Below are 16331 nucleotides of genomic sequence, written 5' to 3' on the forward strand. Positions count from 1 at the left end.
GTGAATTGGTATTAGCATTACTCTAAGAGGTGAGAGTATACACCAACCCTCACTCGCACCTCATCCAAATGATAAAGATGACCCTGTTCCTTTCCCAACTCCTATCACAACTGACAGTATAAAAGGAGGTTCCGTCTCTTCCTCGCAGGAACATCAAAGAGTCTCTGGTTTATATCACAGTAGCGACAACCAAACTAATGCTAACACCGACATCTCTTTCCTAGGCGAGAGTATACACCAAAGCTCAATAGATATCTCCGAAAACAATCAAAGCCTCTGTGTAGTTAAGCTCCTTGACGTAAATGTAACCATCCTAAATTAGCTAGTGTGCACGATAAAATCAGACTTTAAGATATTTATTGTTGATAATTATATCGCAATGTTGAGTGAGATTTGTTAATTTTAATCTGACGATTGCCTCGCTTTTTATAATGGTAATATTAGCGCTCCTATTCGCAACCTTACTATTCCACAAATCGTTAAAATTACTTGCTCATATTTTTGGGAATTTAATCTAAATCTTTCTTGGGCAACTCGAAATATCTTGACCGCTCGAATTCGATGTTCTACAAAAAATCGGCGAGCAGAAAACGCTTTATTTTGTTTTTTTTGTTCTGTTGTTAATTCTCGTTTCTTGGGTTTTTTAAGGGGAGTTGTTATTAAATCTTCTCCAACGTAAGCTTTATCTCCCTTAAATCTTTGTTGAGGAGCCAACTCGGAGCGATATTCTCGGAATAATGTTATATCGCTTTTAGGTCCAGGTTCCCCTGCCACAACATCAACTATATCTCTACCATCTGGCATGAAAATTATTTGACTTTTAAATGTAAGCTGTTGCGGCATTTAAATTGTCTATTAAAAAATAATAAAAGTCTTGTGGGGAGTAGGGTTGGGCCTCCCGCGCGCCTCAAATATACAACTTAAATGCACGACAGCTTATGGTTAGTCTTCTTGCCTGAAAAGTATTTTTCTTGTTCATCACGAGTTCCAGGTATTTCTCTGACTTGTTCGTAGGTATCTACTATTAATTAATATTCTGTGAATATTTTCTTAACTATTGCATGGTCAGCAGCATTTTTTTACTTGTTCCAGCCAGCTAGATGGTATCAATCAAAGCAGGCGTCCAAACCAATAGTTAAATGTATCATTAGCTGTAGACTCACTAACTCCAAATGGGATGCCCCGAAGTTGAAGTGTTGTCATAGTCCTAAGATAGAACAAAATTAAAATTATTTGTTCGGGAATAGATAAGTGGGATTTGCGACTGACTCCACCAGCAATAATTGTCACTTTTTGGGATTCTAGTAAATCTTGTTTTTCATAACGTAATGGTTCGGGATTTTGGAGAAATTGTTGTAACTGTTCATAGGCCCAACCAATTAATCGCTGTGTTTCTTTATGATTCTTTTCAAGATAATGCAGGATGTCGCTCATGTTTCTGTGTAAAAAAATGTCTTTTATCTTTTTTTATTGCACAATGTTACTATTTGGGGAATATCTTCTATTAGTGATTGGTTAATTTCTAACTAAATGCGTTTTTTTTTGATAATACGGCGGCTTTTTTGGCTACATACTGGGCAAAATTCTGTTTTTTTTGAGGATAAATGCTCAAATAATTGTTGCTTCTGTCTCTAAGCTAGCCCATACAATTTCATTAGATGGATGCAGTATTTTGGTCATTAATTTTTTAGGTTTAACTTAAATAATCGCTGTCTTCATAAGATTTTAGCATACTAAGTAAGGAAGAACCATTAATTGCTTGAATGGCTGCTACAAACTAATAGCAATCAATATTTCTTTACAATGTTCGGAATCTGGACTTCACAAACGATCGTCAAAAACTGATGGGTTTTGAATCGTGAATGTCAATTTCTGTGTAGATATACGTATACCGGACACAACAGTTGCCTCCCAGCTTCACATAATCTTCACAAATCTCCGTATAATTACGGTAAGTTTATAAAGATTAGGTAAAGATTGCCATCAAAGGTAGCCCAAATCACGATTCTATAAGTTAAACTGAGAGCCAGGCAAAACCACACTTACGTAATCACCACACAATCCTGAAAAAACGCAATTTTATATATCCTAAAGGCGTTGAAGGGATGCCGTAACCAAGAGGTGTTAGTCGGACATATCGACAAACAGTTTTTAAGCCAACTCAATTGCGACTAAACCAATAAAAATTGCTCATAACCGGGTTAGTTGTAATTCAAAAAAATTGAAACAACTTTTTGACAGGGTAAGTTATGAAAAAAAATTTAGGGGTTAAAAATCACAGTTTTAAAACCCCAGAAGCCTTGAAAAATTTCCCGGCTATTCAGAAAATTTTCGAGGAAGTCGGTGCAGGACCGACATTAGTGACCAAATTAAATACAGCCTGTGAAATTTGTGAGTTTCAGCTCGGAGATGAAATCACTCAATATCAAACACCCGATAATAGCAACAATTTAGTTGAACAGGAACAGAGCGATTACCATTTTTATTTAGTTTGCGAGGGAAGAGTCAGGCTGCTAGCGGTAGAAGCGTCTCACCAGCAGGAGATTTCGGCGGTTGTACTGGAAGTCGGAGCAATATTTGGGACAGATGACCGATTTATAGACAGCGGACTGCCTTACAGGGTAATTGCAGCCGACACTTGCCAAATAGCTCGAATTGCGGCCACCACAATGCAGCTTATTTTAGAAGAATTCCCGCAACTGCAACAGCATTTGCAGCAAGAATTTCAAGAGCGACAGCAGTTAATATTTTTCAAGACACAAACAGATTTGCGATCGCTCCCTCCCCACCAACAACAGCTTCTGTGGCCGCATTTACTTCCTTACATAGAAGAAAGCCGAATTCCTGCCGGAGTTTCCCTCGCTGAGCATTGCCAAAACTCCAACAATCTTTTTTGGCTCCGCAGCGGTCAAATTCAAGGTCAAGCACCGCCAATTATCGGCAGTAACTGGGAACATTCAGACGTAAAGAGCGACTGGATAGCGGTAACAGATCTGCTAACTTACCAGCTTAGCAGCGAACAGTGGGAAATCGCTAAAGCCACAATTAGTTCCGAAAGCAATCCCCGCCCTAAAATCATCCGCAAACCTCCAGTTTTAAGCTTAGTAACGCCGCCCCAAGATGCCCGATCTACTTCACAAACCGAGCCATCAAAATTAACCACATTTGCTCAGCAAAAACCCGCAGCCGGAATCATCAGCTTCCCCAAACCCAAGCAGCGGCGCTGGTTGAGCAGCAGACACCCATTCATTCAACAACAGAGCGCAGCAGATTGTGGAGCTACTTGCTTAGCCATGATTAGCGAATATTGGGGTAAAAAATTCAGCCTAAATTACTTGCGCGAATTGGCAGAAATTGGCCGCAGTGGCGCGTCGCTCAAGAGTCTGGCAAAAGCAGCGGAAAGGATGGGATTTCACACCCGTCCCGTGCGGGCTTCTTTAACTCCGCTGCGAAATCAAAATCCCTGGATTGCTCACTGGCAAGGCAATCACTACGTGGCAGTTTATCGCTTTAAAAATCAACAGGTTTTAGTGGCTGATCCGGCGGCTGGCAAGCGGTGGATGACCATTAAAACTTTTACCGAAAATTGGACTGGGTACGCCCTAATTTTAGACCCGACAGCGGAACTATACCGCAATCACAGTTCCGAAGATCAAGGCATTAAAATTAAAGATTTTGTTGGCATAGTCTGGCCCTACCGCGCTGCGATCGCCAAAATTTTGATACTCTCCTTGTTGCTCCAAATATTTGGTCTAGTTACTCCCCTCTTTACCCAAGTAATTCTCGACCAAGTGGTTGTCAGCAAAAGCATAGTAACTCTGCACGTTTTTGCGATCGGACTGCTGCTGTTTAGTGTTTGGCGAACGTTGTTGGGTGCAACGAGACAGTATTTGCTGGATTATTTGTCGAACCGCATTGACCTGACTTTAATTAGCGGCTTTATCAGTCACACTCTCAGTTTGCCGATCAAGTTTTTTGAATCTCGTCAGGTGGGCGATATCTTGACGCGGGTTCAGGAAAATCAAAAAATTCAGGCATTTTTGACTCGCCAAGCTATTACGGCTTGGTTGGATGCTTTGATGGCTGTAGTTTACATCGGACTGATGGTTTACTATAACTGGCGTCTGGCTTTGTTGGTGCTGGCTTTGATCCCGCCGATCGTGATTTTGACTTTAGTGGCAACTCCGTTTTTGCGAAAAGTGTCGCGGGAGATTTTTACCGAAAGTGCCAAGCAAAATTCATCTTTGGTGGAAATGATTACTGGGGTGGCGACGGTTAAGGCAACTGCTGCTGAGCGAGAAATGCGCTGGCGCTGGGAAGACCAATTAACCTGCATGATTAATGCTAAATTTCGCGGGCAGAAGTTGGCTAATTCTTTGCAGGTGATCGGGGGTGGGATTAATACTTTGGGCAGCACGGCTTTGCTGTGGTACGGGGCAATGCTGGTGATTCAAGACGAGTTGACGATCGGTCAATTTGTGGCTTTTAATATGATGATTGGGAGCGTGATTTCTCCTGTGCTGTCTGTAGTGGGACTTTGGGATGAGTTTCAAGAAGTGCTGGTTTCGATCGAGCGTTTGGATGATGTATTCTCTGCCCAACCTGAAGAAAGCCCTTACAAGCCAATGCTGGTGCTGCCTCGCATTCAAGGAAACGTCAAGTTTGACAATGTTTCTTTTCGTTATGCTCAGGATGAGGAACGCAATACGCTGCAAAATCTTTCCTTTGAGGTGCAAGCTGGAGAAACTGTGGCAATTGTCGGCCGCAGCGGTTCCGGTAAGAGCACTTTAGTAAAGCTGCTGCAAGGTTTCTATTATCCAGAAAAGGGGCGGCTGACAATTGACGGCCACGATATTCGGCACATTTCTTTGCAGTCGCTGCGAGTTCAGTTGGGTGTTGTTCCTCAAGATTGTTTCTTGTTTTCGGGAACGATTTTGGAAAATATTACGCTGTATAAAAACGGAAACGATGCTGATTCTGCAAGCTTGGAACAGGCGATAGAAGTGGCGAAGCTAGCAGAAGCTCATGCTTTTATTCAAGATATGCCGCTGGGTTATCAAACTCCTGTGGGGGAAAGGGGAACAAGTTTGTCTGGGGGCCAGCGACAACGAATTGCAATCGCCCGCGCTCTTTTGGGAGATCCCCGGATTTTGGTTTTGGATGAAGCAACTTCTTCGCTGGATACGGAGTCTGAACGCAGGTTTCAGCAAAATCTCGCCCGCATTAGTCGCGATCGCACTGCGTTTATTATCGCTCATCGGTTGTCTACGGTGCGTAATGCCGATCGAATTTTGGTTCTAGACAAAGGCATTTTAGTCGAACAAGGCAACCACGACGAATTAATGGCTGAACGCGGACTTTACTATCACCTCGCTCAGCAACAACTCGATATTTAAGTCATTAGTCATTAGTCATTAGTCATTAGTCATTAGTCATTAGTCATTAGCAACCAACACAAGGCTAAAGAGAATTTTCACTTACTCCTGACTCCTAACTTCTAACTTCTGACTCCTGACTGACAACTCCTAACAACTGCTAACTGCCAACAGCCAACAGTCATACAGATTAACTTGGAGGAAATACAATGTTTTCACAAGATGAGAAAGAATTAGGCTATGCTCCTAACGAAATAGGTGAAGTCTATGGGGGCGTAGCTTCAAGGCAAGAAAACGAAGCCCGAAAAAAAGACCGCTCTTTAGAATTAGTAGAATTTCAAAATCGCTCTTCTCAAACTAATGACGGTATCAATATTGCCAAATTACGGCAGCCTGATGCTAAGAATTGGTCTACTTCTTTGCACTCGGTACTCGACCAGCCACCAGTATCTTTTCCCCAGCGGTTGATATTAGGAGGAATGGTTTTTTCCGTAGCTTTTGGAGCGTGGGCAACTTTGGGAAAAATTGACCAAGTTGGTCATGCTCAGGGCAAATTAGTTCCCAAAGGTGCTGTTTACAAAATTCATCCGACGGAGACGGGAAAAATTATTAACCTCGCTATCAAAGAAGGTCAAAAAATCAAAGCTGGACAATTATTGGCGGAATTAGACCCGTCGAATGCCCAGAGCGAGGTGGAGCGTCTTCAGAAAATTCTGGACGCTGATCGAATTCAATTGGTGCAGCAAATTAGTTCGATCGAGAGAACTCGACTGGAAGTAGAAGCGAGCCAAGCTATTGCTGCTGCAGACCAGCGGGGGGCTGAAGCTGCGATCGCCCGTGCTCGCGCTTCAGCCGCCACCACGCAGTCTCAAATCGAGCAATTGCAAGCAGATTTAGTGTCTCAGCAAGCGCGCAAGCAACAGCTCAAACCTCTGGAAAAGAATGTGCAAGACTTGCTCTCGCAACTGAAAACAGATATTAACTCCCAGCAAGGGCGGCGCGATCAGGTGAAACCGTTGCAACGCAAGACTCAAGAATTGCTGGTGCAATTGCAAGCAAAAGTAACTGCTCACAAAGAGCGGATCGCGCGTCTCAAACCTTTGGTAGATGAAGGAGCACTGTCAAAAGACGTATTGTTTCAAGCTGAGGAAGCTCTGCGAGAAAGTGAAAATGCGGTGATTAGAAGCCAGTTGGGGGAGACAACTCAGGCTGACGATCGCGCCTTTGAAGTTGAGCAAACCGTTCGCGACAGGCAAAGTGCTGCCATCAGGAGTCAACTGTCTGATGCAACTGGGGTTAAGGAAAGGTTGTTTGAAGTCGAGCAAAATTTGCGCGATCGAACTAGCGCCATTTCTAGAGCCCAAGGTGAATTAGCCCAACAACTGGCAGAAGTCGATCGACTGCAAGCCGAAGCCGCCAGCAAACAAGCCGCAGCGCGCCAAACGCAGTTAGAAAAAGAGCAAAAAATTCAGCAGTTGGAAATGGAATTAAATCAAGTCAAATCCAAAATTGCCGAAACCCAAACCCTGCTCGATCAAGCAAAAAATAAGCTCAAACAAAGATTTCTCTACGCACCCGTCAGCGGAGTGATTTCTGCCCTCAACATTCACAATACCGGCGAAGTAGTTCAACCGGGTCAAACTATTGCAGAAATGACTCCGAATCAGGCTCCGCTAGTGCTCGAAGTCAGTTTGCCAAACCGAGAAGCGGGATTTGTCAAAACCGGAATGCCGGTGCAAGTCAAATTCGATGCTTTTCCTTATCAAAATTACGGCGTGATTCCGGGAAAAGTTGTATCGGTTTCGCCCGATGCCAAAACAGACGAGCGATTGGGTGTTGTTTACCGGGTGGAAGTGAGTATTGATCGAGACTCAGTGAAAGCCAACAATCAAACCTGGAAACTCAAAGCTGGTCAGACAGCTACTGCAGAAATTGTCATCCGCCAGCGCAGCATAGCCGACGTTTTGCTTGACCCTCTCAAGCAACTACAAAAAGGCGGCATGAGTTTGTAGAACTTAGTTAAGTGGTTGTTGTCCTTTGTCACTCTATATACACAAAACAGGATAAAATAATGAATTCCCAATTCCACAATTCTGCCAATCATTCCCAAGTTGGAATCAAGCCAGAACAATTGGATGAGATAATTTCAGCCATCCTGGCAGGAAAGTATTCTTGGGCTTGTTTTTTACTTTTGCGGTGCACGGGTTACAACCCTCTCGACTATATCCCTTACCGTACTTCCAACCGCTTGCTTAAGGAAAACAGTCAAATCAGCAAGTCGAGTAAATCGGAAACTAAGTCTGCATTGGGGAAAATTGCGGATTTAGATTATGTGGAGGTGGTGAGGGAAAAACGAGCCGGAGTTCGAGGGGGTTATGTAACTGAGGCTTTTAGCGAGTTGCACTCAGATACCAGCGGTTTTGGACTTCAAGTCAAGGAAGGGCAATATCTCGCGATGCAGAAGGTTGAGTGTTTGCCAATTCCCAGTCAAGGATTTTTTGCTGGATTTAAGACGCGCTTGTTTAATTGGGCTGGTAAGTAATTTAGTCGATAGATCGACAACCCGATTGCGGGCGTTGGGTGTACCTATTTTTTGGTTGACTCACCGCGGGCGATCGGGTTTTTCACTAGGCAGACAACATTAGGAGTGGATGCTATTAAATTATTATCCCCAAATAAGTCCTGATTAAAATTATAAATGCCAAAATGGCAACACCCACTAAATTTCTTGATTTATTATGGTAAAAACGGAATTTATGGGAATAACAAACACATAATTTTATGGCAAATACTCTATTTTTACAACAAAGTTATCCCTTGGATAATCCTAACCCTAACTATGCTCGTGCTACAGGAGGGGCTGTTTTTTCCCAATATAGTCAAACGGCTTCAGGAACTTTGACTGCCACCGAGGCAGATACGTTAGTCAAAGGTGGGGTATCTGCTGCTATTGCTGATGCCCAAGCTGTTTTTAGCAATGACCAAAATTTCTCTGCTCTCTTTACTGACAGTGCTGTAATTGCTCTTGGAACATCTCAGGGAAGTTCTAGTAGTGAAGCGAAAGTAATTGCTAGTTTTTCTGTATCAAAAAATCAAACTTTCTCTTTCGATTTTGCAGCCGAGTTACACATACAAGCCAAAGAAATTGATAATCCTAATGCTGAATATAACTGGGCTAAGGGTAAAACCTCTTTCATTGTTTTAGACACGTCAGATGCCAAAAAGCCGAAAGTATTAGATTATTTTGGCATGAACGGGAAGTTAATCTCTTCGGAGCAAATCGGCGATCAGAAGTTGGGATCTAGCCGCAACGTTACCATTACTAATCAGCAGAAAAATACTGATATTGATGGCAACAATGGCAGAGATTTTATCACAAGCGTGGCTATTGGCAATTATCAGAGGCAGTTTAACCGCAATCTCAACATCACCATAGTGGAAATGAATACCAGTGACACTAAATTTAAGCAAGATACTTTAATCGGAAAACTGGGTTCAGATGTCATCTATGGTACAATCTGGAATGATAAAATAGATGGAAATAAAGACGCAGACGGAAAAAGAACTAAAGGCGAAGATGGCGATCGTCAACTAAAAGGAACCAACAGCGCAGACAAAATATATGGCAGCCTGGGAGACGATCAAATCAATGGAGAAGGAGGCGATGATATCCTTGAAGGCAGTTCAGGTAACGATCGGTTGGACGGTGGTGACGGAAATGATAAACTTTATGGCAGCGATGGTAATGATACCCTGAGTGGCGGTGCAGGTAATGATACGTTGGTTGGTGGTGTTGGCAATGATGTGATGAGGAGCAATCAGGGCAACGATTTCTTTCTGTTCCACAATCGTGATAGCTTGCTCATAGGGGAGTTAGATATTATCAAGAACTTCAAAGCTGATAAAGATCAGATTGGATTGCAGGGATGGGGTACGATTAATGCCTCAGATTTGTTGGGGGGGAGCGCGACATCACCATTCCAGATCAGCGATACCCAAGATGGTACTCTTTTAAGTTCTAGTTCTGGTGGAAAAGTTCTCTTGGAAGGTGTGAAATTAAATCAACTCAGTGCCAAGAATTTCATGTTTTCTTAAAGAGGCATCCAAATGAGGGGCTTTTGCCAACAGAGTGCTTCTGTCATAGAATGAAATTAACAGCCAAAATAGAGGGCATCCTAGCTGAGGATTCCCTCTATTTTGATCGCTGTCAATCCCCATGACTAACTTAATATTTCGACCATTTAGCCAAAAATCACAGTATCTCCGTTGGCAGCACTAAAGCCTGTACTGCCAGTAGTCTTGTAGACCGTATTGAAGCCCTCGCTGATGTAGTTACCCCAAACATCAGGGCCGGTCCCACTAGAGGATGTGAGTCGGTTGGAGATCATGGTGCTGTTTCCAACTCTGGCAGTGCCGAGGTTGTAAATTCCACCACCGTTGGCTGCCCTGTTCCCAGAGACCAAGCTATTGGCTCTCAGGGTTAGGGTAGCGCCTGTGTCATTATAGATACCGCCACCTTGTCCTGCTGTGGAATTGTTCAGGATGCTGGTGTTCGTTATATTGGCAGTTCCGCCATTAAACACACCACCGGCAGCGCCACCACTACTCGTTCCCTTGTTGCCTCGAATCAGCGTGTTGTCCAGAGAAATTATTGTGCCGAAGTTGGAAATACCGCCACCGAGGATACCTGCGGTGCCATCGTTAATCAGACTGGTAGTCACAGTTACAGCGGCTCCACCACTGTTATGGATGCCACCCCCGAAGCGTCCCGCCGTATTCTTGGAGAATATATCGTTGTCTACTGTCAGGGAAGCACCACCAGCGTTGTATATTCCACCTCCGTCAGATTGTGCCTGGTTGGTGTTAAAGGTGCTGTTTCTTGCCTCCAAACCACCCAGGTTGTAAATTCCACCACCTTGAGCAGAGGTCGCAATGTTGCTGTTAAAGGTGCCACCGTTCACCAACATACCGCCATAATAGTTGTATATCCCACCGCCAGCTTGTGCAACGTTATTGTTAAGCGTACTGTTGAAGAGTCCTAGAGAACCGCCATAGTTGAAAATACCACCACCAACATCAGAAGCCTTGCCGTTAGCAATGGTGACTCCTACAATGGTTGCATTTACGTTGGGGTCCACCTGAAACACGCGGCTAGTATTATTGCCACTAATTGTGAGCAGACTTGCCCCCGCACCATTAATCGTGACATCGCCGCTGATTTGCAGTTGCCCACCCGTCAGGGTAATGGTATCTGGAGTAGTATCAGCCATCACTCCTGTAAAGTTGATCGTATCAGCACCAGCAGCGGCATTGCCATCTAAAATTGCCTGACGCAATGAGCCAGCACCACTGTCATTGGTATTGGTCACTGAAAACGTTGCCAGCGCGTGATTGTAACCTTCCTGTGCCCAGGATTGCAAAAGGTCAGGGTTTTCTATCGGCCCAGTCGAAAATTCAAAGTTCCAGTTTCCCCCCACAGATGCGCTACCTGTCAGGTCTTTAGAAGCTGCTACATCGGCTCCAGTTAACTGGTCAATTTCTTGTACAAACTCTTGCCCCGCTGTACTAGCTGCCAGATTGCAGCCATAAAGCAGAATGTCCGCATCTTCGGTTAGGGCTGCTCTCCAATTAGTCAGCTCATCGGCATAGTTACCCAAGTTATTTAGATTGAGATCTGTCGCTCCGAGTTGTAAATGCCCATCGCTACCATGAGAGAAGATAGACAAACTCTTAATACCACTGAGACCTGATAGAACTTGGGTAATCTGAGTTATTTCATCTTGTAATGGATCGAGGACCCATATATTTGTGTTCTGCAAACCCTTAACTAAGTCTTGATAGTCATCAACAGTGGAGTCAATGAAAGCAATGTTGGAAGACTTAGAAGTTTGTCTAAGGGTGCTGAACGGCTCCTGTCCAGTTCCCCCTAAATAAGCAATCCCACTGGAGGTCGCGGGAATACCAGAAAGTGCTGAATTGTCAGCAGAACGCCATATTTCCATATATACTGATTCCTCTTTGATCAGAATTTTACTAATTGTTTATTGAATTTTATGAAAGCTCCAATTTAAGTAGTAAGATATCTGGATAAATGTCCCTACTCTGAGTTTCACAAACCAAAATCAAATGGCAGACCGGATTTTATGTAATTTTAAACCGTTGCTAATTATAAACAGATAACAAAATTTTAATTTTTGTTATCTGTTTATAGTGAAATTGAATGCTTGAATGGTCATAGATAACATTCACCTAAGTGCCATTACCTATGACCATTAAGCTTATTAGTAAGCTTTATTGATCACAGCAGCGGAAGTGCTGGCAGAGAAAGAACTACCCAAGTAATCCGTTACAGCCAGGGTGTCAGCTTTTGTGAAGCTGTAAGTAGGGTACCAAGTGTTATTATCGGCTACACCTTTAGCACCAGCAGCAGCACTGTTGCTGTAGGTTTTTGGGCTGTTGACAACTGTCGCGAATATGTTTTTGGTGTCGAATTTGACAGAAACGTAATCATATTCGCTGAAACCACCTTGAACTGCAGTAGATTCAGAAACGACTTCCAAGTAATTTAGGTCAGAAAGAATCATGGTCTTGCTCCTTGTTAAAATGAGTGATTTGTTGTTTTCCTGTCACTTAACTTAGCTTGCCTTGTGGTATTTGTGTTGCCATTTTGGCAGAAGATTTTTTCGGTGGCAGTTTGATTTTTATGTCATCAATTTATCAAATTCTAACAATGATTGTGTTGCCAATTTGGCAGAAATATTTTCTGTTTTGGCTGAACAACTTTGTTTCCTTCGATGTCCTTAAGATAGCTAGGATTTTCCCACCTGTGTTGCCAATTTGGCAGATGTATGATTTTTTTTTGAGATTAATTGCGAGCCGAGCGCTCGCTCTGCACCCCCGATGACTCCGCATCCATTGGATAGATCGCGATCCAATGGATGTAACCATATCTCACAGCAACTCTATAATTTCAAACAACTCTGCCAAATTGGCAACACAGCTCTAATTAGTCCAGATATATTTAGATACATCGAAAGAAAGGTGCTGTTTAAATTTAAACAGACATTTTGAGGGTGATGGCGTTGGCTAAATCAAATGCCATTGGCAAGCAATGCCGATCACCATCGCCCAGATTGGGATTGGTAACAGTTTTGTCCCACCCTATTTTCGGGATGGATCGAGGTTCATTTATTAAAAAAATTTCAGTCTTTAGTCGGAACTTCCCCCGCCTGCTCACTATCGTTCCGATCCAAACCAATACGGGGTCAGACTTTCCCGATTTGGGAAAATCTTTTACATGACTACAAGTCCTGGAAACCATTATTTAGCGCGGTTTTTGCTTAATTCCACTATGTAACAAGAGGTAGTAGGCAAAGATTAAGAAAATCTTAAATACATGACTACAGATTTCTAAGGCTCAAATCGCCCAAACCTATATCCCAAAAGAAATACAGACAACGATTCCCCAAAGCGGGGAAGTTCCCTTTAGTCTGAAGTCAAAAGCAAATGTAAACAGGCAGGGGATTTAAAAACAGCGATCACCTACTATCGACAGTCCATCTCTATGAAACCAGATTTAGCAGAGGCTCACTATAATTTGGCTCTAGTGATGCAAGAACAAGGTGAACATCAAACCCCAAGTAACTGCGATCAAAAAACTCCCATACCAGCCTAGTAGTCCCCCAAGTTAGTTTTGATTAGTTTAAAAACAAGGAGCATTATGTTGATATCTGATTTGTCATACCTCGAAAATGTTTCAGAAAACGACTTGATTTTAGGTGGTGCTGCATTGGGATTGGCTGCCTTTTCATCGGTGGACAGTGGAAACACTTTGACTACTACAGACATTATTTTGAGAAAGCAAGGTCAAGTTACGAAAGCAAGGGGTACAGGAACAGCTATAGCGATTGGCACTGATCCTCTAGTTGGTGTTGATGTTTACTACGCAGGCTTTGATAAAGTGAAAATAAAAAGTAATTCAGGAGCAGGAGCCAACTATGCTTTTGAGACTGTTACTGTAAAGGCGATGGACTTGCCACACTAACTTTGAGGCCTTGTAGTCAGGGCTTGAACCCTTTTTAGCTTTTAATGATTGACCACTGCGTCACGGGTACGAGGGGTTTCTTGCCGAGGAAAGGGCCGATCGCCCCAACTCGCTGAATGCCCATTCTAATTACTTCCGCATCATGGCAGGTGCAGGGCGATCGCGATCGCCCTGCACTTGCCATGACTCCGCATCCATTCGATCGCGATCGTATTCAAATCAGCCAAATTCGTCGCATTCCAGGCTGCTGCCACCCCTTCGATCCGCCGGTCAGAGTCCCCGGACAACAGATTTCCAGGCAGAGCCTCGGAAGCGATGTCCAGAGGCGGAGCCTCGCTTGCTTGAGAAATTGGACATAATGTAAAAATTGAAAGCTTACATAAGTCCTGTAATTTCAAACAAATCTGCCAAATTGGCAACATAGCTTTAATTAGTCCAGATAGATTAAATTAGAAATTGGTAGTGTTAATGTTCATGCAAATGCTGTTCGTATTTATAGATAAAAGGAGATAAATCGCGATGTATCCATTAGATTCACTAGCCGATCAGCCCTTAAATCTTGACAACAGCAATATTTTAAACACATTAAATTCGCTGAAAAACAACGCTGGTGCCGGCAGCATTTCTAGTTCCTTCGTAAATGAAAGTGGCGCCGGCAGTACCAGCACTGCGATCGCCACTTCCCCTACGGGAGAAACTAGCTACAGCAGCCAAACAGTTTATACTCCGGAAGCCACCTCCAGTAGTGGCAGCGCAGAAGCTTCCGCTTCTTTTGATGTTCCTCCGACATCGAGCGCGACAGCAACGGCACCAGCAGCAACGCCAGCGCCAGTAACGACTCCAACTCCAACGCCAACACCTTCAAACAATAGCGATGATCGGATCGCAGGTCATAGAGGCAAGGATGTTATCGATGGAGGCGATGGAAACGACACTGTGCGGGGAGGAAAAGGTCAAGATTTGCTGATTGGCGGCAACGGCGACGATTTTCTTTGTGGCGACTTCGGCACCGATACATTGATTGGAGGTAGCGGCGCTGATACCTTTGCATTTAGACCGGAAACAGCTAGTGCAGCAGCTAATCCATTGTTAGCAGATCGAGTCGTTGATTTCAATCCCGCTGAAGGCGATCGAATTGGGCTGATAGGGGGACTTTCGGTAACAGACTTGACACTCGTGGCGTTTGATACTGATGGTGACGGTACAACAGACGCGACTCTGCTCAAGTTTAGTTCAAATAATGGCGATCGAATTTTAGCTGTTGTTTTGGGAACAGTTAACGCAGCGGGTGCAACAACTTTGAGCAATTCTAATTTTATTAGTTTGCCAAATGACATTGTGTAGCCAAGCGTTAACCGTTAACACAAACTACCCCGCAGGAATCGTGGGGGGATGAAGTTAATAAATTTATATAGGTTGAGAGAGAAACATGAAGGACTTTTACGGACCATTGATTGAAGCCAGTGAAATCATCGAACTACTCAGGCAAGAGATGCAATTAAAAACATTTAGTCAAAAGGTTTTGCAGAAAAAAGTTATTGAGAAAGCAGCCCGGGAACGGGGGTTAACTGTGACTCCCGAAGAAATTCAAGCAGAGGGGGACCAACTGAGGCGCGAGAAGCGTTTGGAGAAAGCGGCTGACACGATTGCTTGGCTGGTCGATCAGATGATTTCTGTAGAAGATTTAGAGGTCGGAATTTGCGATCGGCTCCTCAGCCAAAAACTAGCCGAACACTTGTTCAGCAAAGAAGTAAAAAATTTTTTTGTTCAAAATAAATTGCAATTCGACCAAATAATTCTTTATCAAATAGTTGTTGCCAACCGCCAGCTTGCTCAGGAACTATTTTATCAAATTCAAGAAGGAGAAATTAGCTTTTTTGATGCCGCTCACCTTTACGATATTGACGAAACTCGTCGGCATTTATGCGGTTGCGCAGGCAAGGTTTATCGGTGGGGTTTAAAACCAGACATAGCCGTCGCCGTATTTAGCGCTAAACCCGGAGAAGTGATTCGTCCAATTGAAACAGAGCTAGGATATCACTTGTTCCTAGTTGAAAAGTTTCTGCCGGCAGAATTAACCCCTGAACGGTATCAAGAAATATTGCAAAATCTGTTTAACGAATGGCTGGCTAACGAAGTAAACCATTTATTGTACACTTCTAAAGTGTAGAAACTTAATTTCTCGCCATCAAAAACCGATATATAACAATTCTAAATGAGTCGTAAATTTTTGACCCCACCCCAACCCTCCCCTTATCAAGGGAATGGAGTAAGAAATTCACAAATGATTTAGGATTGCTATATATAATTTTGCCACAACCACATACAAGGCTAAAATTTAGGGAACGTCTGGGTGAACAGAGAGACCTAATATCGTATCCAACTGCATCAATATTATTCACTTCTTGGGGCGGGGCGTGGGGGTAAATAGTCTCATGCGTGTGGATTTAAATATTGCTCCCTCTCACGCACTCTACTACTTAGGTAAAAAGTGGTTTGACGAGCTACTTATAGCTCAAGAAGGTTCAGTTAAAAAGGTAATTTATAGCCCTCGCAACTCACTAAAATTGAGAACTGAAGAAAGTCTCGGCGATTACTTCAGAGTTTTTTAGTATCCTAGCGACAGCGCGAAGCATAGCAAATAATGAGACGATTAGCTAACCTAAGCTTACTGACTTATAGCGCTCTTAAAATTACTTTTGAAATTTGAGTTTTGCCAACGCCATATATGCCAGCTAGCCAAGCCAAATGGAAAAAATATATCGGTTCAAAACGCCCCTCTAATATATTATCCCCACAAGCTACTTTTTTTATTCTCATTTTTCCTTAGTCCCATAAATTACTGGAGTTTAGACTAACAAGGGAAAGAAAAGGGAGCCTGTGATTGGCACAGGCTCCCTAAAGGCAGAAAA

Annotated in this window: 13 protein-coding genes and 1 pseudogene; 8 read left to right on the forward strand and 6 right to left on the reverse strand. The window is 43.3% G+C overall.

Features of this window, described 5'->3' with window-relative positions:
- Positions 1–426: 426 nt before the first annotated feature.
- Together QUA38_RS19635 and QUA38_RS19640 are read right to left on the reverse strand one after the other, a co-directional pair.
- Positions 427–843 carry a transposase family protein gene (locus QUA38_RS19635; RefSeq protein WP_333164687.1) on the reverse strand — a complete coding sequence of 139 codons (417 nt, stop codon included), beginning with the start codon at positions 841–843 and terminating at the stop codon, positions 427–429.
- 267 nt (positions 844–1110) lie between these two features.
- Positions 1111–1434 carry a transposase family protein gene (locus QUA38_RS19640; RefSeq protein ID WP_333164690.1) on the reverse strand — a complete coding sequence of 108 codons (324 nt, stop codon included), beginning with the start codon at positions 1432–1434 and terminating at the stop codon, positions 1111–1113.
- An 815-nt stretch (positions 1435–2249) separates the two neighbouring features.
- Between QUA38_RS19640 and QUA38_RS19645 the strand changes: the two genes are divergently transcribed.
- From QUA38_RS19645 to QUA38_RS19660, 4 genes are all read left to right on the forward strand, one after another.
- Complete coding sequence (locus QUA38_RS19645) at positions 2250–5396, forward strand: peptidase domain-containing ABC transporter (RefSeq protein ID WP_333164693.1); 3147 nt, start codon at positions 2250–2252, stop codon at positions 5394–5396.
- Between the two features lie 188 nt (positions 5397–5584).
- Complete coding sequence (locus QUA38_RS19650; protein ID WP_333164696.1) at positions 5585–7387, forward strand: HlyD family efflux transporter periplasmic adaptor subunit; 1803 nt, start codon at positions 5585–5587, stop codon at positions 7385–7387.
- 59 nt (positions 7388–7446) lie between these two features.
- Positions 7447–7917, forward strand: a complete 471-nt coding sequence (locus tag QUA38_RS19655) for a HetP family heterocyst commitment protein (RefSeq protein WP_333164699.1) — start codon at positions 7447–7449, stop codon at positions 7915–7917.
- 239 nt (positions 7918–8156) lie between these two features.
- Positions 8157–9470 (forward strand): calcium-binding protein, encoded by a 1314-nt coding sequence (locus QUA38_RS19660; RefSeq protein WP_333164702.1) that lies wholly within the window; start codon positions 8157–8159, stop codon positions 9468–9470.
- Positions 9471–9616: 146 nt separating this feature from the next.
- Here the strand turns inward: QUA38_RS19660 and QUA38_RS19665 are convergent, their stop codons facing one another.
- Positions 9617–11377 carry a DUF4347 domain-containing protein gene (locus tag QUA38_RS19665; protein ID WP_333164705.1) on the reverse strand — a complete coding sequence of 587 codons (1761 nt, stop codon included), beginning with the start codon at positions 11375–11377 and terminating at the stop codon, positions 9617–9619.
- Between the two features lie 279 nt (positions 11378–11656).
- Positions 11657–11959, reverse strand: coding sequence for a hypothetical protein (locus QUA38_RS19670; protein ID WP_333164708.1), 303 nt, complete (start codon positions 11957–11959; stop codon positions 11657–11659).
- A gap of 941 nt (positions 11960–12900) precedes the next feature.
- Here QUA38_RS19670 and QUA38_RS19675 point away from each other — a divergent pair.
- Positions 12901–13050: pseudogene (locus QUA38_RS19675) on the forward strand (tetratricopeptide repeat protein); the annotation flags it as partial.
- Positions 13051–13095: 45 nt separating this feature from the next.
- Positions 13096–13419 (forward strand): hypothetical protein, encoded by a 324-nt coding sequence (locus tag QUA38_RS19680; RefSeq protein ID WP_333164711.1) that lies wholly within the window; start codon positions 13096–13098, stop codon positions 13417–13419.
- 34 nt (positions 13420–13453) lie between these two features.
- On the opposite strand, the gene QUA38_RS19685 is transcribed toward QUA38_RS19680, so the two are convergent.
- Both QUA38_RS19685 and QUA38_RS19690 read right to left on the reverse strand, forming a co-directional pair.
- The gene (locus QUA38_RS19685) at positions 13454–13603 is read right to left on the reverse strand and encodes a hypothetical protein (RefSeq protein ID WP_333164714.1); all 150 of its coding nucleotides are present in this window, start codon (positions 13601–13603) and stop codon (positions 13454–13456) included.
- Positions 13560–13706: a hypothetical protein gene (locus QUA38_RS19690; protein ID WP_333164716.1), complete on the reverse strand. Its 147-nt coding sequence runs from the start codon at positions 13704–13706 to the stop codon at positions 13560–13562. The genes QUA38_RS19685 and QUA38_RS19690 overlap by 44 nt, the downstream gene beginning before the upstream one ends.
- A 232-nt stretch (positions 13707–13938) precedes the next feature.
- Between QUA38_RS19690 and QUA38_RS19695 the strand changes: the two genes are divergently transcribed.
- Positions 13939–14763 (forward strand): hypothetical protein, encoded by an 825-nt coding sequence (locus QUA38_RS19695; protein WP_333164718.1) that lies wholly within the window; start codon positions 13939–13941, stop codon positions 14761–14763.
- An 85-nt stretch (positions 14764–14848) separates the two neighbouring features.
- Entirely contained in the window at positions 14849–15589 is a 741-nt protein-coding gene (locus QUA38_RS19700) for a peptidylprolyl isomerase (protein ID WP_333164720.1), read from the forward strand.
- Positions 15590–16331: the final 742 nt, after the last annotated feature.

The organism is Microcoleus sp. Pol12B4, from assembly GCF_036701385.1.
Taxonomy (GTDB): Bacteria; Cyanobacteriota; Cyanobacteriia; order Cyanobacteriales; family Microcoleaceae; genus Microcoleus.